The sequence below is a fragment of the Pseudomonas sp. 58 R 3 genome, assembly GCF_900006605.1.
GTDB classification, from domain to species: Bacteria; Pseudomonadota; Gammaproteobacteria; order Pseudomonadales; family Pseudomonadaceae; genus Aquipseudomonas; species Aquipseudomonas salomonii.
Genome location: NZ_CVTT01000054.1, coordinates 35217 through 56503, shown reverse-complemented (window position 1 = coordinate 56503; position 21287 = coordinate 35217). Strand labels below are relative to the sequence as shown.

Genomic DNA, 21287 nt, shown 5'->3' with positions numbered 1-21287 from the left:
CCCAGCGGCAGGCCGAAACCAATCACCAGCGCGCCCACGGCGGAGCTGGCCAGAAAGCGCCGGCGCGACAGGTTGACCGGGTCGCCCAGGGCCACATCCAGCAGTTCGTTGCGCGTATTCATCAGACGCGCTCCTTCTGCTGGGCCAAATCCTGCATGGCGGTGTGGATGGCGTTATAGGTGCCGCAGCGGCACAGGTTGACCATGGCGGCATCGATTTGCGCGACCGTCGGCGCGGGGGTGTGCTTGAGCAGCGCCGTGGCCGCCATCACCTGCCCGGACTGGCAATAACCGCATTGCGCCACCTGATGTTCGACCCAGGCAGCGACTACATGCTTGCCCACCGCATCGTCCTCAATGGCCTCGATGGTCGTGACCTCGCGGCCGACCACGCCCGCCACCGGCGTGACGCAAGAGCGCACCACGTTGCCGTCCACCAGCACCGAACACGCGCCGCACTGGGCCAGGCCACAGCCATACTTGGTGCCGGTCATGCCGAGGTCGTCGCGGATCACCCACAGCAGCGGCGTGTCGGCGTCGGCATCGACCTGGTAGGTCTTTTGGTTGATACGTAATTCCATGGCGGGTTTACCTGCTGATCATCGGTTGGTGGTGCTGAGCCCTTTTGAGCTCTTATAAGAATGTTGGACTCGTGGCCCATCGTTGCACTCTAGACCACGGCGCAAAAGCTATCTATCCACCAGTCGATAAGTCGGAGGATCAGGCAAGTATTTCGCAGGAATGCACTACTGGCGGCTTGATCGTTCCCACGCTCCGCGTGGTAACGCATCCTCTGACGCTCTGCGTCACGGCGTCAGAAGCGGGACGCGGAGCGTCCAGGGCGGCATTCCTTTGCGGCGCGTGGGAACGTCCTATAGGCACTCTTTTGTGCGTAGGCAACCTCTGAACCGACCCGGCTCGCCGCACTTTTTTTGATTCTCCTGATCTACCCCTGTCATGACCCCACTCATTCAGAGTGTGGGCAGCACAATCAGACCCGGTGCCGATGGATCGAACTTCACATACTTTTTTCACGCGCTGGCCGTTGTTGTCAGCGGCTCTATTGGCACTGTTTGCCAGCGGTTGCAGCCAGCAGCAGGGCCGCGATATCGCCAGCCAGTTCAGCAATGGCAGGCCCGATGAGTTCTTTCAGACCAGTGTCGACCGCATGGCAACCTTGAGCATGCGTGACAACCTGCAAAGCCTGTATCTGCTGATGAGCAAGCTTTATCTGCGCAACCCCAACCAGTGGCGCCAATCCGGTTACCCGGATGCGGTGAGCGCCGCGCGGGAAATCCGCCAGGCCATCGAGCAGCAGCAACCGCTGCCGGCCCTGGGCGAGCGGCGCGATCTCGCGGCCTTGAGTTACTCGTTGAGCCCCGACTTCAAAGGCGACCGGGTCGGCGCGTTTATCTACGCGATCGGCAGCATGCTGGTGACCGCCCACGGCGGCCGCACCCAGTTTTATATGACCGACTCGATCAACCCGCAGTTTGTCAGCAACGCCGCACGTAATATCGAGACAGCCACCTGGCTGCTCAGCCAGCGCCAGGACGCCAACGGGGTGTTGCTGCTGTTTTCCAACGAGATATCGGAGGAGGGCAGCAACCTCAGCTTTGCCGTCGAGTTCGGCAAAGTGGTTGCGCGCCTGGACCTGCTCGCCCAGATGCTCGATGAACGCTACCGACGTGTGGCGCTCAACTATGCGCAGAGTTTGCTGCTGATGAATTTCTTGCCGGTGCAGTGATGTAGGTACGGTATTTCCCTTTCAAATGTAGGAAATGGCCTATCTTAATCCCCTGTGCTTGAAACACCCTTCGGTGGGCAATAGCCTCGGGCTTTTCTCAACGGATGAGTGCCTACCTTGGGTAAGCGAAAAACGGTTTGGCCTACGGATCGCGAAGTTCGCCTGCGATTTATTCTCTTTGCGGTAATCGATGTGGCAAGCGCCCAAGGCGTTCCTGCCGAGGTGTTATTGACCGCACATAAACTGCTGCGCGACTCGCCGGCGGAGTCTCAGTTACGCAAAGCCCTGACCGGGATTCTGGCATGCGATGAAATGGCGGGGTTCAGTTTCCCCAGGGGGTCTGAGGCGGATGATTTCATGCGCTCGATCGAACCGCTGACGGACGAGACCGATTACCGGGTTTTGCCCTCGGGTTAGATCGTTTATTTCCTTAAGTGAGGTCGCAAGGCTTTAATCGCATATCCATGCTGACGTTTATGCGGTGCCAGTAGCGGCTTTAAACGTCTTTGCAGCAATTCGTCTGTTATCACGTAAAACGTCGCTGTGTTGATCACCCAAGCAAGCTCCCGAACAGCCGTTTGTGCTGCTCTGCCGTCGTCTTGCACCGTCGCCCGGTGTCTCTAGAATCGGCGCCAGAACTTAGCCATTTCCTGTCGATTACGGAGTTTCGAACATGATGAACGCAATGCAGATGCCGATGAACACGTCCATGCCAATGATGCCGATGATGGGCATGCCGATGATGATGGCGACCATGAAGTGCGAAATGGCGGGCGATGCCATGATGTGCACCATGAAGCCGGCGGCCGGTATGGACATGGCGCAGTTCAAGACCAACGCCGAGATGATGGCGATGATGATGAACTGCGGCATGCCGATGATGATGCAGTGCGCAAACATGTCGATGCTGTGCATGTCGGCCGATGCCATGAAGATGATGGCTGACATGAACATGCCGATGATGACCATGGGCATGTCGATGCCGATGATCAAGTGCATGATGGAATGCACCCTCATGGGCGACAGCATGATGTGCAAAATGATGCCGATGCCAGGCATGAGCATGGCCATGATGGATAACTGCTGCATGCTCATGAACAAGCTGATGAACGACTGCGCCATGCCAATGATGATGAGCTGCAACGGCATGCCGATGATGTGCTGCACTTGCTGACCCCTGCTGCGTAAAACATGTGCAAAAAAAAGCCCCGACTTGTCGGGGCTTTTTGCATTCAGTCCAGGCGTTCCGGGTAGGTGATCACCAAAAATGCCACCGCCTCGCTGTCCGCCGGGTTGCGGTAGCGGTGGGGCTGGTCGGCGTAGAACAGGATCGAGTCGCCGGTGGAGAGCAAGTAGCGCTCATCGTTGACGCTGACTTCCAGTACGCCCTGGGCCACCACCAGGTTTTCCTGAATGCCGGGGCCGTGACCGGCTGAAACTTCCTCGCCGAGTGCCCGCAGGCGGATTTCGTAAAATTCCGATTGGCGTGCGGTATCAAAGGGAAACAACGCACGGCTGACGAATGCCCCGTCGGCACTCACCAGGCGTTTGCTCTGTTGCGCCGGCAACACCTCGACGCCTTCAAACCCACGGTCCTCCAAAAACGCCGCGACCGACACCTTCAAGCCCTTGGCGATTTTGCACAGCACCTTGATCGACGGCACGCTGCGCCCTGACTCGATCTGCGCCAGCATCGCACGGCTCACGCCGCACGCGCGTTCCAGCCCGTCCAGCGAAAGGTGGCGTTTACTGCGCAACCGTTGCAGGTTCTGCGCCACGCACAGGCTGGTGTCGTCATCCTCAATCGCAGGTTTTGGCAGGGGTTCGGCTGATTCGGGCAGTACCTGTAAAAAATTCATCGGCGTTACGCCCGGCGCGTATCACTGGCGGTTGCGGTGTGGGCGGAGAACACCGCAAGCCCCGCGCGTGCCGCGTACATGGCCCACATCAGCTCGGCCGCGGCACGCGCCTGACGGCGTTTACGGTGGAGGGTGAAGTCAATAACGCTGGCGGATGTTTGCATGGGGGAAATCTCGTGGGCGACTCAATGGCTCCACAGTAATGCGTGCTGGTTATTTCTTTAAATACTGAGTTTGCATGTGTTAATGCGATTTTGGACTTAGAAAATAATCCCGGTCCGAGGCTGTTGTGGGAAGGGTCCGGTCCGTTAATTAAGCGTGACCTGGTGAGCCTGCCTGGCTTCCCATCACTGTTCGCGTGATGGCCCAGGCTTTTTCACGCCCCCGAATGCCAAGGATTTGACCCATGCTGTTGCGCCAACCCCCACTGCTGTTTGCCGCCCTGACCCTCAGTTCACTGGCGCACGCCGACACCCTGCAACTGGCCCCGGTCGAGGTCTCCGGCAGCGAAGCCAGCGACGCCGAAATGGCCCAGGCGCAGCTCAAGAGCGTGCCCGGCGGCACCAACTTCATCGATATGAGCAGCGTGCAGCAGGGGCGCGTCAGCACCAACGAAGACGTGTTCAAGTACCAGGCCGGCGTCTACGCCAAGGCGGCGAATAATGAAGGGGTGAAGCTGTCGATCCGCGGTTCGGGCCTGAACCGCAGCCCCGGCTCCCACGCCTCGGGCCTGTATGAAATGCTCGACGGTTTGCCGCTCACCGGCCCCGGCGGCACGCCCTATGAACTCAAGGACCCGCTGTGGCAGAGCCGCGTCGAGGTGCTGCGCGGCGCCAACGGTTTTGACCAGGGCGCCCTGGCCCTGGGGGGCTCGGTCAACTATGTCACGCACACCGGCTATGACGCGCCGAAGTTGCAGGTACGCTACGAAGTGGGCAGTCGCGGTTATGCCCAGCGCGAAATCAGCTCCGGCCAGGTGCTGGGCGACGCCGACTATTACATCAGCCTCACCGACTCCGAATCCGACGGCTACCAGCATCAGAGCGCCGGCACCGGCAAGGGCATCGCGGCCAACTTCGGCTACCGCTTCAACCCGGACCTGGAAACGCGCTTCTATTTTCGCTACCGCGAGACCACCAACGACAGCCCCGGCAAGCTGACGCGCTATCAGATCAGCCATGACCCCAGCGCCGCGAACCGCCTCAATGCCGCCCGCGACTCCAAACGCCTGCAGCCGGGCTCGACCTGGATCGCCAACAAGACCACCTTGCAGCTCGATGACAATGCTCGCGTCGAGGTGGGGCTGGCCTATCACGACTACCCGATGGATTTGCGCGAAGGGCTTAACCGCCTGAAAGTCGCCTACACGGATGTGAGCGGCACCCTGAACTACATCCGCCAGGACAGTTGGTTCGGCCACGCCAGTAAAACCACCGTTGGCCTGCGCACCACCCAGGCGATGCCGAACAACGGCGCCTCGGAATATGTGCGCGTGCCTTCGAGCAACCCGGCCACCTATTACGCCCCGGGCACCAAAACCCGCGACTACAGCTATCTGGGTTCCGACACGGTGCTGCATATCGGCAACGAACTGGAACTGGCGCAAGACCTGTGGCTGACCACCGGCCTGGCGGCGATCTACACCCGCCGCGAAACCCAGGTGAGCTACCCCGAAGGGCAGGCGCCGCTCAGTCAGCATGATTGGGACTACGCGCCGCGCATTGGCCTGCGCTATGACTTCACCCCGCAGTTGCAGGTGTACGGCAACCTCAGCCGTTCGGTCGAGCCGCCGCATGCGTGGTCGATGATCTGGGGTTCCAACAAGTACTTTTCGGGCGGCCCCGCTAACGGACTGGCGCGCGAAGGCGTGAGCTTGCGCAATCAGACCGCCACCACCCTGGAGATAGGCGGGCGCGGTGAGCAATGGTTCGGCCAGTGGGACCTGGCGCTGTACCGCTCCGAAGTGCGTCACGAACTGCTCGCTGTGGAAACCCAGGCGCAGACCCAGACCAGCAGCGCCGTGGTCGCCGAGGCCAACGCCAGCCCCACCGTGCACCAGGGCGTGGAACTGAGCCTGCTCAGCCCGTTGTGGGACGGCGGTCGCAATGGCCAGGTGGCCTTGCGCCAGGCCTACACCTACAGCGATTTCCACTACCGCGACGACGACCGCTTCGGCGCCAACACCTTGCCGGGCATCCCCAAGCATTACTACCAGGCGCAGGTGCGCTACAGCCACCCGACCGGTTTCTACACCAGCCTCAACACCGAGCACGCTTCACGGGTGGCGGTGGATTACGCCAACTCTTACTACGCCGCAGCGTACACAACCCTGGGCGCCACCTTCGGCTACGACGCGCCGAAGCAGGACTGGCAAGCCTGGGTTGATCTGCGCAACCTCACCAATCGGCGTTATGCCAATACCGTCACGCCGGGGTATGACGACAAGGGCGTGGATGTGGCGCGTTCCACACCGGCTGATGGTCGCGGCGTCTATACCGGTGTGTCCTGGAGCTGGCGTTAAGCTGATTTAACTGTCACCGAGGTCAAACTCTGGGAGGGCTTGTGTGGGAGGCCAGCTCCCACACAGACCAGCTCCCACACAAGCCCGCCCACGGCATCCAGCCCACCCGAGTGGCCCTTGCCCCGCCACAGTTTTACTGGCATTGTTCGCTCAATTGGTAATCTTTCCCATTTGAGAAGTTTTTGCGCATGCATGACATTCCGGCCGCGCCGGGCGATTGCGCCCGTCAGCAGACCCTTACGGCGATGTACCGCGAGCACCATGCCTGGTTGCACGGCTGGCTGCGCAAAAAACTCGGCTGTTCCCACTACGCCGCCGACCTGGCCCACGATGCGTTTATCCGCGTGTTGATGCTGGCCGATCCGCAGGCCATCAAGGAACCTCGCGCCTTTCTCGCCACCACTGCCGGGCGCCTGTTGATCGATGGCGCGCGCCGCCGCCGGATCGAAAAGGCCTACCTGCAAGCCCTGCTGGTGCAGTGTGAAGATGCCGGCATGCCCGACCCGGCCGCCATCCATGTGGCGCTGCAAGCCCTGGAGCGCATCGCCGAGATGCTCGCCGGCCTGCCGGCGAAAACCCGTGAAGCCTTTCTGTTAAGCCGCCTGGACGGGCTCACCTACAGTGAGATCGCCACGCGCCTTGAGGTGTCATCCAGCACGGTCAAAAACTACCTGTCCACCGCACTGGTGCATTGCTACCACAGCCTGTACGGGGCGGACCCGTTGCCGTGAACTCCGAACACATCATTCAACAAGCGGCGAATTGGCTGACGCGGCTGCACGATGAAGACGTCAGCGAGGCCGAACGCCAAGCCTTCAACACCTGGTGCCAGGCCGACCCGCGCCATGCCGTGGCCATCGAGCGCATGCGCTCGCTCTGGGGTGACTTCGATACGTTGCCCGCGCAACCGGCACGCATCGCCCTGAATCGCGCCTTTGCACCCCAACGTTCGCGCAGGGTGCAGGCCTTGGGTGTGCTCGGCGTAGTGCTGTGCGGCTGGTTCGGTGTGCAGCACATGCCGGTGTGGATGGCCGATCAGCGCACCGGCATCGGCGAGCGTCGCCAGGTCGCCCTTGAAGACGGCAGCCAGTTGCAGCTCAACAGCAATTCGGCGGTGGACGTGAAATTCGACGGCCACCAGCGCGTGATCGAACTGCTGCAAGGCGAACTATGGGTTGACGTGGCCAGGGACGCGCAACGGCCGTTCGTGGTACGCACCGATCAAGGCACGGCCACGGCCTTGGGCACGCGTTATCTGGTCAAGCGTGCGGCGGACGGCAGCACGGTGGTCACGGTGATCGAGTCCGCCGTGGCGGTCCAAGGGGACACGGGCGAGGGCGTCAAGGTCAGGGCCGGGCAGCGCGCGATTCTTGATCATGGCCACGCGGGGCCTGCACAGGCGAGCGGCAGCGCCGACCCGGATGCCTGGACCCGTGGCTTGCTCAAGGTCAACGACCAACCGCTGAGTGAGGTGCTGCAAACCCTGGCCAGCTACCGCCACGGCCTGGTGCGCTTCGATGCCCAGGCGTTGAAAAACCTGCGCGTTTCCGGGGTGTTCAAACTCGACGACACGGCGGCTGCGCTCTCGGCGCTGGCCGATAACCTGCCGATCCGAGTGGAGTACTTCACCGACCTGATGGTGGTGGTCAAACCGCGCTAGCTCAACCTTCGTGCTGGCGCAGGCGCTTGTACAGGGTGTTGCGGCTTACGCCCAGCTCCCGCGCCAGGTGCGAGATGTTGCCGCCCGCCGCTTTCAGGCGTTGGGCCAGGTCGCTGCTGTCTTCCAGGCTTTGCCGGGTGGGCAAGGGCGCCGCCACGTTCAAATCGACGAAAAAATCATCCGGCAGATGCTCCGGTCGCACCGGTTGCTCCTCGGCCATTGCCAGCGCCACCTGCAACACGCTGCTGACCTGGCGCAGGTTGCCCGGCCACGGGTGCTGCTCGAACAAGGCCAGCACCTCGGCACTCAGCCCGGCCCATTGGGTCGGCTCACGGTGCTGCTGCCACAACTGCTGGAACAGCGCCTGTTTGTCGGTGCGCTCGCGCAAGGGCGGCAGTTCCAGGGTCAGGCCACCGATGCGGTAGTACAAATCCTCACGAAAGTGCCCGGCCTGCACCCAGTCGCGCAACACGCGGTTGGTGGCCGAGATAATGCGCAAATCCACCGGGAACAGCTCGCTGCTGCCCACCGGCTGCACGCAGCGCTCCTGTAGCACGCGCAGCAAGCGGGCCTGGGTCGGCAGGGGCATATCGCCAATTTCATCCAGAAACAGCGTGCCCTTGTCCGCCTTGCGGATCAGGCCGATGCTGCCTTTCTGGTTGGCACCGGTGAAAGCGCCTTTTTCATAGCCAAACAGCTCGGACTCGACCAGTTCGGCGGGGATCGCTGCACAGTTCACCGCAATGAACGCCTGTTTGCTGCGCGAGCTGGCCTGGTGCAGGGCTTTGACGAATACCTCTTTGCCGACGCCGGTCTCGCCGTGAATCAACAACGGAATGTCCTTTTCCAGCAATCGCTCGGCCTGGCGCACGGCCTTTTCCACGCGCACATCGCCAAAATGCAGGGTCTGGATGCTCATCGGCGCAGGTTTGCCGGGTTTGGGCTCAGCAAAGACCCGCGCCTGCACCTGCATCTTCTGCGGCCGCTTCAATAAACACTGGAACCGATTGCGGCCCGCCGCCTGCAACGAGAACGGCAAGCCCTCCGGTTGATTCAGCAACTCCAACAACGAGACCTTGAACAAGCTGTCGATCAGCACCCGCGACAGGCTGATGCCCAGCAAGTTATCGGCGCGGCGGTTGGCCGATAGCACCTGGCCGCTGTCATCAAAAATGATCAGGCCCGCCCACTGGCTGTCGAGGTTGTTCAGGCCGGTGTTGAAGGTCAGTTGAAAATGCTCGCCGCGAAACAAGTTAAGGATCAGCCGGTTCTCGACGGTCTGGCTCATCATCTTGACCATGCCCAAAGTGTGGGAGGGCGGCAGGTAGCTGTCGCTGGACACATCCAGCACGGCAATGATTTCGCGCTGGGCATCAAAGATAGGCGCCGCCGAGCCGGTCATGAAGCGGTTGGCCTTGAGGAAGTGTTCATCGTGCTCGATATGCACCGCCTGGGCACAGGCCAGCGCGGTGCCGATGGCATTGGTGCCGCTGGAGCGCTCCATCCAACTGGCGCCGGCACTGAAGCCGCGCGCCAGCTTCGGCTCGATAAAACGCTGGGTGCCCCACGAGGTCAGCACCTGGCCCTGATTGTCGGCCAGCATGATCAGGCAGTTGGAATTGCTGAGGATGTTTTCGTAGTAGGGCAGCACTTCCTGATGGGTGGTCTGCACCAGGGAATGCTGGCTTTCGAGCAACTGGCTGATGCCTTCGGCGGGCAGCTGATCGAAGCTGGGCGTGCTCTGGTGGTCCAGGCCGAAGGCGCGGCAACGGCGCCAGGATTCCTGGATAAGGGTGTCGTGTGCCAGGGGTTCGGCCATGGGGGCGACCTTCTTTTATTTTTATTGTTATCAAGCCTTGCGCCGTCCAACTGTGGGAGCTGGCTTGCCTGCTCCCACATTAAATCTGTGGCGCCCATCGATTGTTGTTCAGAATTGTTCAATGTCAACCCGCCCGCTGTTCAGTTGTTCAGCGCTGATTGTTCATTTGTGTTCATGCCTGAACGTCTTGTTCGGCGCATTTCCTTACAGATCAGCCACCTGCCACTTCTGGCACGAAACTCGCTGCTACGAATGGCCAGAATCATTCCAATAATAAAAAGGGCGTGTCATGTCATTGACCCTGGAACATGTCTCCCGCGTTGTCGAAGGCCAAACCTGGATCGACGACGCCAACCTGCGTTTCGAAGCCGGTTCCTTCAACGTATTGCTCGGCCGCACGCTGTCCGGCAAGACCAGCCTGATGCGCCTGATGGCCGGGCTGGACAAGCCCGACAGCGGCCGCATCCTGATGAACGGCGTCGACGTCACCCACAAGCCGGTGCGCCTGCGCAACGTGTCGATGGTCTACCAGCAGTTCATCAACTACCCGACCATGACCGTGTTCGAAAACATCGCCTCGCCGTTGCGTCAGGCCGGTGTGTCCAACGAGCTGATCCACAGCAAGGTGCTGGAAACCGCGCAGATGCTGCGCATCGAGAAATTCCTGCAGCGCCATCCGCTGGAGCTGTCCGGCGGCCAGCAGCAACGCACGGCCATGGCCCGGGCCTTGGTCAAAGACGCCGAGCTGATCCTGTTCGATGAGCCGCTGGTGAACCTGGACTACAAACTGCGCGAAGAGCTGCGTCAGGAAATGCGCGAACTGTTCAAGGCGCGCCACACCATCGCCATCTACGCCACCACCGAACCCAACGAGGCGCTGGCCCTTGGTGGCACCACCACCATCCTGCACGAAGGCCGGGTGATCCAGAGCGGCAAGGCTGCCGAGGTGTATCACCAGCCACAGACGGTGCTGGCCGCCGAACTGTTCTCCGAACCGCCGATCAACCTGATGCCGGGGCGGATCAGTGGCAATGAAGTGAGCTTTGCCAATGTCGTGCACTTCCCGTTGAACGTGGATCTGCGCCCGATCGGCGAAGGCGAGTTCCGCTTTGGTGTGCGCCCCAGCCATATCAGCCTGGTGCCGAGCAACGACGATGACCTGGAACTGGCGGTGACCGTGGAAGTGGCCGAGATCAGCGGCTCGGAAACCTTCCTGCATGTGCGCAGCGAGCACTTTTTGTTGGTGCTGCACTTACCGGGCGTCCATGAGTACGACGTCGACGCGCCGATTCGTGTGTATATCCCTACCCATAAACTCTTTGTGTTCGATGGCCAGGGCCGTTTGGTCCAGGCCCCCGGGCGCCGCGTTGCGAGGGTTGCCTGATGGCCGAGATCCATTTGCAGAACCTCGCGCACAGCTACAGCCCTACACCCAATGGCCCTGAGGACTACGCCATTCGGGCCATGAACCATGTGTGGGAGCAGGGCGGCGCCTACGCCTTGCTCGGGCCGTCGGGCTGTGGCAAGTCGACCTTGCTCAATATCATCTCCGGGTTGCTCAGCCCGTCCGAAGGCCAGGTGTTGTTTGACGCCAAAGTGGTCAACGACCTCACTCCCGAGAAACGCAATATCGCTCAGGTGTTCCAGTTCCCGGTGGTGTACGACACCATGACGGTGTTCGACAACCTGGCGTTTCCCCTGCGAAATCAGGGCATGGCCGAAGCGAAAATTCACAGCAAGGTGCAGGAAATTGCCGAAGTCCTCGACCTGCAAGCCCTGCTGAGCAAAAAAGCCCGCAACCTCACCGCCGATGAAAAACAAAAAGTTTCCATGGGCCGTGGCCTGGTGCGCGATGACGTGTCGGCGATCCTGTTCGACGAACCGCTGACGGTGATCGACCCGCACCTCAAATGGAAACTGCGCCGCAAGCTCAAGCAGATTCATGAGCAGTTCAATATCACCATGGTCTATGTCACCCACGACCAGCTTGAGGCGTCGACCTTCGCTGACAAAATCGCGGTGATGTACGGCGGGCAGATCGTGCAGTTCGGCACGCCGCGTGAGCTGTTCGAGCGCCCCAGCCACACCTTCGTCGGCTATTTCATCGGCAGCCCCGGGATGAATCTGATCGAGGTGCAGGCCGAAGCCGGTGGCGTGCGCTTTGCCGGCACCTTGCTGCCGTTATCCGAGGCCTTGCAACAGCGCCTGCGCGAGGCGGACTACAAAAAGCTGCAGGTGGGTATCCGCCCGGAATTTATCCACGTGTGGGACGAGTACAACCCTGACGCGCTGCAGGCCGACGTCGTCCATGTGGAAGACCTCGGTACCTACAAGATCATGACCCTCAACCTCGACGGCGCGCCGTTGAAAGTGCGCCTGGCTGAAGACAAACCGGTGCCCGAAGGCCACGCCTCCATCAGTTTTCCCGCGCAATGGTTGATGGTGTACGCCGACGATTACCTGCTGGAGGTGCAGCCATGAACAAGGTGCAGAACAACAAGGCCTGGTGGCTGGTGTTGCCGGTGTTCCTGCTGGTGGCGTTCAGCGCGGTGATCCCGATGATGACCGTGGTCAACTATTCGGTGCAGGACATTTTCGACCAGTCCAGCCGCTACTTTGTCGGTGCCGACTGGTACAAACAGGTGCTGCTCGACCCGCGCCTGCATGATTCCTTGCTGCGCCAGTTCATCTACTCGGCCTGCGTGCTGCTGATCGAAATCCCGCTGGGCATCGCCATCGCCCTGACCATGCCGACCAAAGGCCGCTGGTCGTCACTGGTGTTGATCATCCTGGCGATTCCGCTGCTGATCCCGTGGAACGTGGTCGGCACCATCTGGCAGATTTTTGGCCGCGCCGACATTGGCCTGTTGGGTTCGACGCTTAACGCCATGGGCATCAGCTACAACTACGCGGCCAACACCATGGACGCCTGGGTGACGGTGCTGGTGATGGACGTGTGGCACTGGACGTCACTGGTGGCGCTGTTGTGCTACTCGGGGCTGCGTGCGATTCCGGACGTGTACTACCAGGCGGCGCGGATTGATCGCGCATCCGCTTGGGCGGTGTTCCGACATATCCAGTTGCCAAAGATGAAAAGCGTGCTGCTGATCGCGGTGATGTTGCGCTTTATGGACAGCTTCATGATCTACACCGAGCCTTTCGTGCTGACGGGCGGCGGGCCGGGTAACGCCACCACCTTCCTCAGTCAGACCTTGACCCAAATGGCCGTAGGCCAATTCGACCTGGGCCCGGCGGCAGCGTTTTCTCTGGTGTACTTCCTGATCATCCTGTTGGTGTCCTGGCTGTTCTACACCGCCATGACCCACTCCGACGCCAACCGCTGAGGCCGCCAACATGAGCAAGCGCAAGGTTATCCCGCTGCTGATCTACATCCTGTTTCTGCTGGTGCCGATCTACTGGCTGCTGAACATGTCCTTCAAGAGCAACACCGAAATCCTCGGCGGGCTGACCCTGTTTCCGCAGGACTTTACCCTGGCCAACTACAAGGTGATCTTCACTGACCCGAGTTGGTACACCGGCTACCTCAACTCGCTGTACTACGTGAGCCTCAACACGGTGATCTCCCTGAGCGTGGCGCTGCCGGCGGCCTATGCGTTTTCGCGCTATCGTTTCCTGGGCGACAAGCACCTGTTCTTCTGGCTGCTGACCAACCGCATGGCGCCGCCGGCGGTGTTTTTGCTGCCGTTTTTCCAGCTGTATTCGTCCATCGGGCTGTTCGATACGCACATCGCCGTGGCGCTGGCGCATTGCCTGTTCAACGTGCCGTTGGCGGTGTGGATCCTGGAAGGTTTCATGTCCGGCGTACCCAAGGAAATCGACGAAACCGCCTACATCGACGGCTACAGTTTTCCCAAGTTTTTCGTGAAGATTTTTATCCCGTTGATTGGCTCCGGTATCGGCGTGACCGCGTTTTTCTGCTTCATGTTTTCCTGGGTCGAACTGCTGCTGGCGCGCACCTTGACCTCGGTCAACGCCAAGCCCATCGCGGCGGTGATGACGCGCACGGTCTCGGCCTCCGGCATTGATTGGGGCGTGCTGGCAGCGGCCGGGGTGTTGACCATTCTGCCGGGCATGCTGGTGATCTGGTTTGTTCGCAACCATGTGGCCAAGGGCTTTGCCCTGGGCCGGGTCTAGAGGGTTCGATGATGGAATGGATGGCCTGGACCACCCCGACCGCACTGTTCTTTGTGACGATTGGCCTGCTGTTGGCAGGCATGACCACCTGGGAACTGCGTTCGCCGAGTATTCCTCGGCGCGGTGTGTTGCCGATCAGTACCACCCGTGGTGATCGTTTGTTTATCGGTCTTCTCGGCAGCGCCTACCTGCATTTGCTGGTGATCGGCGTTACCGACTGGAGCATCTGGGTGGCGTCTGCGCTATCCCTGGTATGGCTGTTGAGTGTGATGCGTTGGGGCTAGTGCCCTTATGAATAAACCACCAGGAGGTCTCTATGTTGAATAAAAACAATAAGCTGCGACATAGCATTTCATTGGCCGCCGTACTGGCCTTAAGCGGTTTGAGCGCCACGGCCTGGGCCGATGCGTACGAAGATGCCGCGAAAAAATGGATCGGCAGCGAGTTCAAACCGTCCACCCTCACCGAAGCCCAGCAGCTCGAAGAGTTGAAGTGGTTTATCAAGGCGTCGGAACCGTTCCGTGGGATGAAGATTAACGTGGTGTCGGAAACCCTCACCACCCACGAGTACGAATCCAAGGTACTGGCCAAGGCCTTCAGCGAAATCACCGGCATCAAGCTGACCCACGACCTGCTGCAGGAAGGCGACGTGGTCGAGAAGCTGCAAACCCAGATGCAGTCCGACAAGAATATCTATGACGGCTGGGTGAACGATTCCGACTTGATCGGTACGCACTTTCGCTATGGCAAGACCGAATCCATCACCGACCTGATGGCCAACGAAGGCAAGGATTTCACCTCGCCGACCCTGGATATCAAGGATTTTATCGGCATCTCCTTCACCACGGCGCCGGACGGCAAGATCTACCAACTGCCCGACCAGCAGTTCGCCAACCTCTACTGGTTCCGCGCCGACTGGTTCGAACGCGCGGACCTCAAAGCCAAGTTCAAGGAAAAGTACGGCTACGAGCTGGGTGTGCCGGTGAACTGGTCGGCCTATGAAGACATTGCCAAATTCTTCAGCGAAGACGTCAAGGAGATCGACGGCAAACGCATCTATGGGCACATGGACTACGGCAAAAAAGACCCGTCCCTGGGCTGGCGTTTCACCGATGCCTGGTTCTCCATGGCCGGCGGCGGCGACAAGGGCCTGCCCAACGGCTTGCCGGTGGACGAGTGGGGCATTCGCGTGGAGGACTGCCACCCGGTGGGTTCCAGCGTGACCCGTGGCGGCGACACCAACGGCCCGGCCGCGGTGTTTGCCACGCAAAAGTACGTGGATTGGATGAAAGCCTACGCGCCACCGGAAGCGGCGGGCATGACGTTCTCCGAATCCGGGCCGGTGCCGTCTCAGGGCAATATCGCCCAGCAGATCTTCTGGTATACCGCGTTTACCGCCGACATGACCAAACCGGGCCTGCCGGTGGTGAATGCCGACGGCACGCCGAAGTGGCGCATGGCGCCGTCGCCGGTCGGGCCGTATTGGGAAAAGGGCATGAAGAAGGGTTATCAGGACGTGGGTTCCTGGACCTTCCTCAAGTCCACGCCCGAGAAGCAAAAGCTTGCGGCCTGGCTGTACGCGCAGTTTGTGACCTCAAAAACCGTATCGCTGAAGAAAACCATCGTTGGCCTGACGCCGATTCGTGAGTCCGACATCAACTCACAGGCCATGACCGACATGGCGCCGAAACTCGGCGGGCTGGTGGAGTTCTACCGCAGCCCGGCGCGGGTGGAGTGGACGCCGACCGGCACCAACGTGCCCGACTACCCACGCCTGGCGCAGTTGTGGTGGAGCAACATCGCCGCAGCGGCCAGCGGCGAGAAAACCCCGCAACAGGCGCTGGACAACCTGGCCAAGGAGCAGGACGCGATCATGACGCGCCTGGAACGCTCCAAGGTGCAGCCGGTGTGCGGCCCGAAAATGAACCCGGAGCGGGATGCGCAATACTGGTTTGACCAGCCGGGTGCGCCGAAGCCCAAGCTGGCGAATGAGAAGCCTAAAGGTGAGACCGTGGCTTATGGTGACCTGTTGAAGCAGTGGGAGGCGGCGCGCAAGTAAGCGCATTGGGTCGGACAAAACGGCACTCAGGTGCCGTTTTTTTGCTTGGAATACACATATCAAAACCGACTCGGTCACCTGTGGTGCTGCTGGAATCAGGCGGCCTGGGGCTGAATCTGCAGTTCGCCTTCAACATCCTTGACCAACCCACTGGCCAAAAACAGCGGCGCCACACGCTTGTGCAACTGCGGCTCGACAAACTCCTTCACCGTCTCCAGCACCAACGCACCACTGAGCGGCAGCTCGGCCTTGGTGTAGGACAACCACGCTTTCTTCAACACCATCAACACATCACTGCCCGCCGTTGAGGCGAAGCGGCGGTGCGTAGGTTTGCCGTCAAAGCTGAAGGTGTGCTGGAACGCGTAGCCGGTTTCGTCGCCGTTGGCGGCGGTGCAGCGCACGCAGGTGCACGGGCCATCGCCGAACGCGCTGCGCAGGTAAGCGTTGAAGTCCACCACGGGCTTGAGTGACAGGCGCTTATCGACCTCGAACAGATCCCCAGTCATTTTATCGTCAGTGTTCAACGGCTATTTCCTCGCAGGTTGGCAGGTGTATTTCAAAGCGCGGCACAATAACAGCCATAGGGCATTTTGGGGATGATTAGCATAACAATAGATCCCGATATTCTTTTCCAGTCTTAAAATTCGTCGCTAGGCTCTATCACCTTCCCGAAAACGCGGCAGATTCCCATGACTTTCAAGCGTTCCTCCCTGACCCTGTTGGCCGCGTCCCTGGCGGCCGCGAGCGCCTTGCTCAGCCCCGGCGCCCAGGCCGAAGGCAAGATCAGCATTGCCCAGCAATTCGGTATCGGCTACCTGATCCTCGACGTGGTGCGCGACCAGCACCTGATCGAAAAACATGGCAAGGAGCAGGGCCTGGATATCCAGGTGGAATGGAACAGCATTTCCGGCGCCACCGCCATGAATGAATCGCTGCTGGCCGGCGCCCTGGATGTGGTCTCGGCCGGTGTGCCGCCGATGCTCACCCTGTGGGACCGCACCAAGGGCAAGCAGAACGTCAAGGCTATCGCCTCCCTGGGTTCGATGCCCAATTACCTGCTGACCAATAACCCCAACGTCAAGACCCTGCAGGACTTCACCGAGAAAGACCGCATCGCTGTGCCGGCCGCCGGCGTGGGTTTCCAGTCGCGGACCTTGCAGATCGAGACCGCCAAGCTGTTTGGCGATGCCAATTTCAAGAAGTTTGACGACATCTCCATCAGCCTGGCCCACCCGGATGCCACGGCGGCGTTGATCGCCGGTGGTTCGGAGATCAACTCACACTTCTCCAGCCCGCCGTTTCAGTATCAGGAGTTGTTGAACCCCAACGTGCACAAGGTGCTCAGTTCCTACGACATTCTTGGCGGGCAGGCGTCGTTCAACGTGCTCTATACCACGCAAAAATTTCACGATGACAACCCCAAGACCTACAAGGCGTTTTATGACGCGCTGGCGGAGGCCGAGAAGATCATCAAGGCCGATAAACCTGCGGCCGCCAAGACGTATATCCGCGTAGAGGAGTCCAAGCTGCCGTTGGATCTGGTGGAGAAAATCGTCCAGGACCCGGAAATCGACTTCACCATCGTGCCGCAGCGTACGTTTATCTATGCGCAGAAGTTGCAGGAATTGGGCGTGCTGAAGAACAAGGCGGCGAGCTGGAAGGATTACTTCTTTGAAGAGGCCCATGGTGGAGATGGCAGCTAAGCGCCTTTTTTGAAGTGAAATACAGTCAAGGTGTGGGAGCGGGCTTGCTCGCGAATGCGGTGTGTCAGTCGCCAGATTCATTGGCTGGTCCACCGTATTCGCGAGCAAGCCCGCTCCCACAATTGGATCTCCTAGACCTGTTATGTCAGCGGAAGAATTCGCCGGGCGTAGACTCAAACTGCTGCCGAAACGCATTGATAAACGCCGACGTCGACTCATACCCACACCCCAGCGCCACATCCGTCACCCGTTCGCCTTGCTCCAGCGCGGGCAGGGCGCTCAGCAAGCGCAGGCGCTGGCGCCAGGCGCGAAAGGTCAGCCCGGTGTCACTCAAAAACAACCGGCTCAGGGTCTTTTCACTGACCCCAAGCTTCTGGCTCCAATCCCCCAGGGTGGTCTGCTGCTCCGGGTGCAGGTTCAGGCTGCGGTAAATCTGCCGCAGCCGCGGGTCATGGGGCAATGGCAGCATCAAATCCACTTGGGGGGCGGCCGCAAGCTGGTCGAGCACCACCTGAGCCAGCCGCCCGTCTGGCCCATCCTCGGCATATTCCACCGGCAACTCGCTGAAACTGCGGATCAACTCGCGCAACAAACTGCTCACCTCCAGCACCTGGCAACGCTCGGCCGCCCAGGCGGTGACGCTGCAATCGAGGTACAGGCTGCGCATTTCCGTGTGCGGTGAACTGAATACCCGGTGCGGCACGCCCGCCGGAATCCACACGGCACGCTGAGGCGGGGCGACGAAGCGGCCGACACTGGTCTGGATCTCCAGCACCCCCGAAATCGCATACGACAGCTGCACCCACGGGTGGCTGTGCCGACGGGTCAGCGCGCGGTTGGGCAGTGATTCGGTGCGCCCATACACCGGGCGCGGCAGGCTGGAAAGCCCGGGGACAGTGCGCCGAACCGTCTTGTCATGTCGTTTAGGCGGCATTTACTGGCTCATTGGCGTTAGTCGGTAACAAGCCGTTAAGTTAGAGTCGCAGCGATGCTCTTGGCAACCCCTGGAAGATTTGCTTATGACCCGCCCGCGTTTTCTACCTGACAACTTCACCCTGACCCTGATCGCCACGGTGATCCTCGCCTCACTGCTGCCCGCCAGCGGCCAGACCGCCGTGGCCTTCGGCTGGGTGACGAACCTGGCCATCGCGCTGCTGTTTTTCCTGCACGGCGCCAAGCTGTCACGCCAGGCCATCGTTGCCGGTGCCGGGCACTGGCGCCTGCATTTGCTGGTGTTCAGCCTGACCTTTGTGCTGTTCCCGTTGCTGGGCCTGGCGCTCAAGCCGCTGCTGTCGCCGCTGATCGGCAATGACCTGTACATGGGCATGCTGTATCTGTGCGCGCTGCCGGCCACGGTGCAATCGGCGATTGCCTTCACCTCGCTGGCGCGCGGCAACATCCCGGCAGCCATCTGCAGCGCGGCGGCTTCCAGCCTGTTCGGCATCTTCCTGACGCCGTTGCTGGTCACCTTGCTGCTTAACGTGCACGGCGATGGCGGCTCCACGGTCGACGCCATCCTGAAAATCAGCGTGCAACTGTTGCTGCCTTTTGTGGCGGGCCAAATCGCCCGGCGCTGGATTGGCGAGTGGGTGGGGCGTAACAAGTCCTGGCTGAAGTTCGTCGACCAGGGCTCGATTCTGCTGGTGGTGTATGGCGCCTTCAGCGAAGCGGTCAACGAAGGCATCTGGCACCAGATCCCGCTGTGGGAGCTGGGCGGTCTGGTCGTCGCCTGCTGCGTGTTGCTGGCCTTGGTGCTGGTGGCGTCCACCGTGCTGGGCAAGGCGTTTGGCTTCAGCCAGGAAGACCGCATCACCATCCTGTTCTGCGGCTCGAAGAAAAGCCTGGCCACCGGCGTGCCGATGGCCCAGGTGCTGTTCGCCGGGGCGACCATGGGCGTGCTGATTTTGCCGTTGATGCTGTTTCACCAGATCCAGTTGATGGTCTGTGCGGCGTTGGCGCAGCGCTACGCCAAGCGCCCGGAAAGCATCCCCGAGATGATGGGCCAGGTCGATCCGTGATCCAGCGCACACCTTGGCGCGATTGACCTCAAGTTAACGCCCGAGCGGACGACTTCCTTATTGAGAGCCCAATAAGGAGTGTCGGCATGAACGTTAAAGGTATTTCGCTGTTTACCGGCCTGTTTTGCCTATGGGCGGGCGCCTGTGGTGCCGCGCAGACCATCGGGCAGGGCACCATTCAATTTCGCGGCGCCATTGTCGAACCCGGCTGTGCGACAAATGCGCGCAGTGGCGCGGTGATGGAGTTGACCGGGTGCGCCAGTTCCAATCGCGGCAGCCGCTTCGAGGTGCGCAATATGGCGCCAGTGGCCAGCGTCAACGCCGCCCATGTAAAGCTGGTGGCAGACAGCGGCGACGGGCGTTATTACAACCAGCGTTACCTGCTGGTGGACGCTGGCGGCAAGCCGATCCAGTCGGGCAACTACGTGATTACCATGACCTCGCCCTAAGCCGTCGGGCGACGATCCGCGTCAACAGCGGGCCAAGAAACCTATAGAATGCTCGGCGGCGGCGCTGTTCTGCGCGGCCGTTGGATCATCGCCAGAGTATCTCGCCCGCCAATGAGCATTTCAGCCGCCACCCCCCAAGCCAATTGGCAACCGGTCATCGCCTTGGCGTTGGCCGCCTTTGTGTTCAATACCACCGAATTCGTGCCCGTCGGTTTGCTCAGCGCCATCGGCGCGAGCTTCGACATGCCCATCGCCAGCGTCGGCCTGATGCTCACCATCTATGCCTGGATCGTCTCGCTGACCTCGCTGCCGGTGATGCTGCTGACGCGTAACGTCGAGCGGCGCAAATTGCTGATCGTGCTGTTCGGCCTGTTTATCGCCAGCCATATCCTCTCCAGCGTCGCCAACAGTTTCGGCCTGCTGATGGTCAGTCGTATCGGCATTGCGTTGTCCCACGCGCTGTTCTGGTCGATTACCGCGTCCCTGGCCGTGCGCCTGGCGCCGGAAGGCAAGCAGGTGCAAGCCCTTGGGTTACTGGCCACCGGCACGTCCCTTGCGATGGTGTTGGGCATTCCCCTGGGCCGTCTGCTCGGCGAAGCCATGGGCTGGCGCACCACCTTCCTGGTGATCGCCGCGTTTGCCGCCGCCCTGGTGTTCTGGCTGGCGCGCACCTTGCCGCCGCTGCCGAGCCAGAACTCCGGCTCGCTGCGCAGCCTGCCGTTGCTGTTCAAGCGCCCGGCACTGGTGGCGCTGTACGTGCTCACCGCCATGACCGTCACCGCGCAATTTACCGCCTACAGCTACATCGAACCCTTCGTCGAAGGCGTGGCCGGTTTGGGCGGCGGCGCCGTGACCCTGATTTTGCTGGTGTTCGGCGGCGCGGGCATCATCGGTTCGCTGCTGTTCAGCCTGGTGCACCGTTTCAACCCGCATATTTTCGTGGTCAGCGCGGTGTTCCTGCTCGCGGCCTGCTTGATGCTGATGCTGCCCCTGAGCGGCGCCGAGTCATACCTGGTGGTACTGAGCATTTTCTGGGGCATGGCCATCATGGGCTTCGGCCTGGCGATGCAATCGAAGGTACTGGTGCTGGCACCGGACGCCACCGACGTGGCCATGGCAATGTTCTCCGGCATCTACAACATCGGCATCGGCGGCGGCGCCCTGATGGGCAGCTGGGTCGGCAGCCACTTCGGCTTCGCCTGGATCGGCGTGGCGGGCGGGGCGTTGGCGGCAGTGGCGTTGATCGGGTATTGCCTGGCGATTCGCAAGTTTGGGACGGGTGTGGTGCGTAACTGAGG

Annotated in this window: 23 protein-coding genes; 15 read left to right on the top strand and 8 right to left on the bottom strand. The window is 60.9% G+C overall.

Annotated features, from left to right (window positions below; translation table 11 throughout):
• Together BFP92_RS30475 and BFP92_RS15790 are read right to left on the bottom strand one after the other, a co-directional pair.
• Positions 1-122: twin-arginine translocation signal domain-containing protein (locus BFP92_RS30475; protein ID WP_139114077.1), on the bottom strand; the 122-nt coding region annotated here is incomplete at its 3' end.
• Positions 122-580 carry a (2Fe-2S)-binding protein gene (locus tag BFP92_RS15790; RefSeq protein WP_065930245.1) on the bottom strand — a complete coding sequence of 153 codons (459 nt, stop codon included), beginning with the start codon at positions 578-580 and terminating at the stop codon, positions 122-124. The genes BFP92_RS15790 and BFP92_RS30475, both read right to left, overlap by 1 nt.
• Before the next feature lie 425 nt (positions 581-1005).
• Here BFP92_RS15790 and BFP92_RS15785 point away from each other — a divergent pair, with 425 nt between their 5' ends.
• Positions 1006-1746 carry a hypothetical protein gene (locus BFP92_RS15785; RefSeq protein ID WP_065930244.1) on the top strand — a complete coding sequence of 247 codons (741 nt, stop codon included), beginning with the start codon at positions 1006-1008 and terminating at the stop codon, positions 1744-1746.
• 117 nt (positions 1747-1863) lie between these two features.
• On the top strand, positions 1864-2163 hold the full coding sequence (locus BFP92_RS15780; protein ID WP_065930243.1) for a hypothetical protein: 300 nt from the start codon (positions 1864-1866) through the stop codon (positions 2161-2163).
• 240 nt (positions 2164-2403) lie between these two features.
• Here BFP92_RS15780 and BFP92_RS31740 read toward each other — a convergent pair whose 3' ends face one another.
• The 3 genes from BFP92_RS31740 to BFP92_RS31735 all read right to left on the bottom strand — a co-directional run bounded on the left by BFP92_RS31740 (position 2404) and on the right by BFP92_RS31735 (position 3769).
• Positions 2404-2913 carry a hypothetical protein gene (locus BFP92_RS31740; RefSeq protein ID WP_065930242.1) on the bottom strand — a complete coding sequence of 170 codons (510 nt, stop codon included), beginning with the start codon at positions 2911-2913 and terminating at the stop codon, positions 2404-2406.
• Positions 2914-2978: 65 nt separating this feature from the next.
• Positions 2979-3605 (bottom strand): helix-turn-helix domain-containing protein, encoded by a 627-nt coding sequence (locus BFP92_RS15770; RefSeq protein ID WP_065930241.1) that lies wholly within the window; start codon positions 3603-3605, stop codon positions 2979-2981.
• A gap of 5 nt (positions 3606-3610) precedes the next feature.
• Positions 3611-3769, bottom strand: a complete 159-nt coding sequence (locus BFP92_RS31735) for a hypothetical protein (protein ID WP_017137721.1) — start codon at positions 3767-3769, stop codon at positions 3611-3613.
• Between the two features lie 242 nt (positions 3770-4011).
• Here BFP92_RS31735 and BFP92_RS15765 point away from each other — a divergent pair, with 242 nt between their 5' ends.
• From BFP92_RS15765 to BFP92_RS15755, 3 genes are all read left to right on the top strand, one after another.
• Complete coding sequence (locus BFP92_RS15765; protein WP_065930240.1) at positions 4012-6126, top strand: TonB-dependent receptor family protein; 2115 nt, start codon at positions 4012-4014, stop codon at positions 6124-6126.
• Positions 6127-6314: 188 nt separating this feature from the next.
• Positions 6315-6857: a sigma-70 family RNA polymerase sigma factor gene (locus BFP92_RS15760; RefSeq protein WP_065930239.1), complete on the top strand. Its 543-nt coding sequence runs from the start codon at positions 6315-6317 to the stop codon at positions 6855-6857.
• Entirely contained in the window at positions 6854-7786 is a 933-nt protein-coding gene (locus BFP92_RS15755; RefSeq protein ID WP_065930238.1) for a FecR family protein, read from the top strand. Before BFP92_RS15760 ends, BFP92_RS15755 begins: the two co-directional genes overlap by 4 nt.
• Position 7787: 1 nt before the next feature.
• Here BFP92_RS15755 and BFP92_RS15750 read toward each other — a convergent pair whose 3' ends face one another.
• A complete protein-coding gene (locus BFP92_RS15750; protein WP_065930237.1) occupies positions 7788-9605 on the bottom strand; it encodes a sigma-54-dependent Fis family transcriptional regulator in 1818 nt (605 codons plus the stop codon).
• A gap of 289 nt (positions 9606-9894) precedes the next feature.
• On the opposite strand from BFP92_RS15750, the gene BFP92_RS15745 reads away from it, so the two are divergent.
• Genes BFP92_RS15745 through BFP92_RS15720 form a run of 6 tightly spaced genes read left to right on the top strand, consistent with a single transcriptional unit; the run spans position 9895 to position 15819 of the window.
• Positions 9895-10989 (top strand): ABC transporter ATP-binding protein, encoded by a 1095-nt coding sequence (locus BFP92_RS15745; RefSeq protein WP_058421312.1) that lies wholly within the window; start codon positions 9895-9897, stop codon positions 10987-10989.
• Complete coding sequence (locus BFP92_RS15740) at positions 10989-12086, top strand: ABC transporter ATP-binding protein (protein WP_065930236.1); 1098 nt, start codon at positions 10989-10991, stop codon at positions 12084-12086. The genes BFP92_RS15745 and BFP92_RS15740 overlap by 1 nt, the downstream gene beginning before the upstream one ends.
• Complete coding sequence (locus BFP92_RS15735; protein ID WP_005789024.1) at positions 12083-12949, top strand: carbohydrate ABC transporter permease; 867 nt, start codon at positions 12083-12085, stop codon at positions 12947-12949. The genes BFP92_RS15740 and BFP92_RS15735 overlap by 4 nt, the downstream gene beginning before the upstream one ends.
• Before the next feature lie 10 nt (positions 12950-12959).
• Positions 12960-13760 carry a carbohydrate ABC transporter permease gene (locus BFP92_RS15730; RefSeq protein WP_003174634.1) on the top strand — a complete coding sequence of 267 codons (801 nt, stop codon included), beginning with the start codon at positions 12960-12962 and terminating at the stop codon, positions 13758-13760.
• 11 nt (positions 13761-13771) lie between these two features.
• On the top strand, positions 13772-14044 hold the full coding sequence (locus tag BFP92_RS15725; RefSeq protein ID WP_065930250.1) for a DUF2160 domain-containing protein: 273 nt from the start codon (positions 13772-13774) through the stop codon (positions 14042-14044).
• Between the two features lie 32 nt (positions 14045-14076).
• The gene (locus tag BFP92_RS15720; RefSeq protein ID WP_065930235.1) at positions 14077-15819 is read left to right on the top strand and encodes an ABC transporter substrate-binding protein; all 1743 of its coding nucleotides are present in this window, start codon (positions 14077-14079) and stop codon (positions 15817-15819) included.
• A 95-nt stretch (positions 15820-15914) separates the two neighbouring features.
• On the opposite strand, the gene BFP92_RS15715 is transcribed toward BFP92_RS15720, so the two are convergent.
• A complete protein-coding gene (locus tag BFP92_RS15715; protein ID WP_065930234.1) occupies positions 15915-16343 on the bottom strand; it encodes a hypothetical protein in 429 nt (142 codons plus the stop codon).
• Between the two features lie 165 nt (positions 16344-16508).
• Here BFP92_RS15715 and BFP92_RS15710 point away from each other — a divergent pair, with 165 nt between their 5' ends.
• A complete protein-coding gene (locus BFP92_RS15710) occupies positions 16509-17522 on the top strand; it encodes an ABC transporter substrate-binding protein (protein WP_065930233.1) in 1014 nt (337 codons plus the stop codon).
• A 145-nt stretch (positions 17523-17667) separates the two neighbouring features.
• Here BFP92_RS15710 and BFP92_RS15705 read toward each other — a convergent pair whose 3' ends face one another.
• Positions 17668-18456, bottom strand: a complete 789-nt coding sequence (locus BFP92_RS15705) for an AraC family transcriptional regulator (protein ID WP_065930232.1) — start codon at positions 18454-18456, stop codon at positions 17668-17670.
• Between the two features lie 85 nt (positions 18457-18541).
• Between BFP92_RS15705 and BFP92_RS15700 the strand changes: the two genes are divergently transcribed.
• The 3 genes from BFP92_RS15700 (at position 18542) to BFP92_RS15690 (ending at position 21285) form a co-directional block, all read left to right on the top strand.
• The gene (locus tag BFP92_RS15700) at positions 18542-19540 is read left to right on the top strand and encodes a bile acid:sodium symporter family protein (RefSeq protein WP_065930231.1); all 999 of its coding nucleotides are present in this window, start codon (positions 18542-18544) and stop codon (positions 19538-19540) included.
• An 86-nt stretch (positions 19541-19626) separates the two neighbouring features.
• Positions 19627-19989: a hypothetical protein gene (locus BFP92_RS15695; protein WP_065930230.1), complete on the top strand. Its 363-nt coding sequence runs from the start codon at positions 19627-19629 to the stop codon at positions 19987-19989.
• A 111-nt stretch (positions 19990-20100) separates the two neighbouring features.
• Positions 20101-21285, top strand: coding sequence for a sugar transporter (locus BFP92_RS15690; protein ID WP_065930249.1), 1185 nt, complete (start codon positions 20101-20103; stop codon positions 21283-21285).
• The last annotated feature ends 2 nt before the right edge of the window (positions 21286-21287 follow it).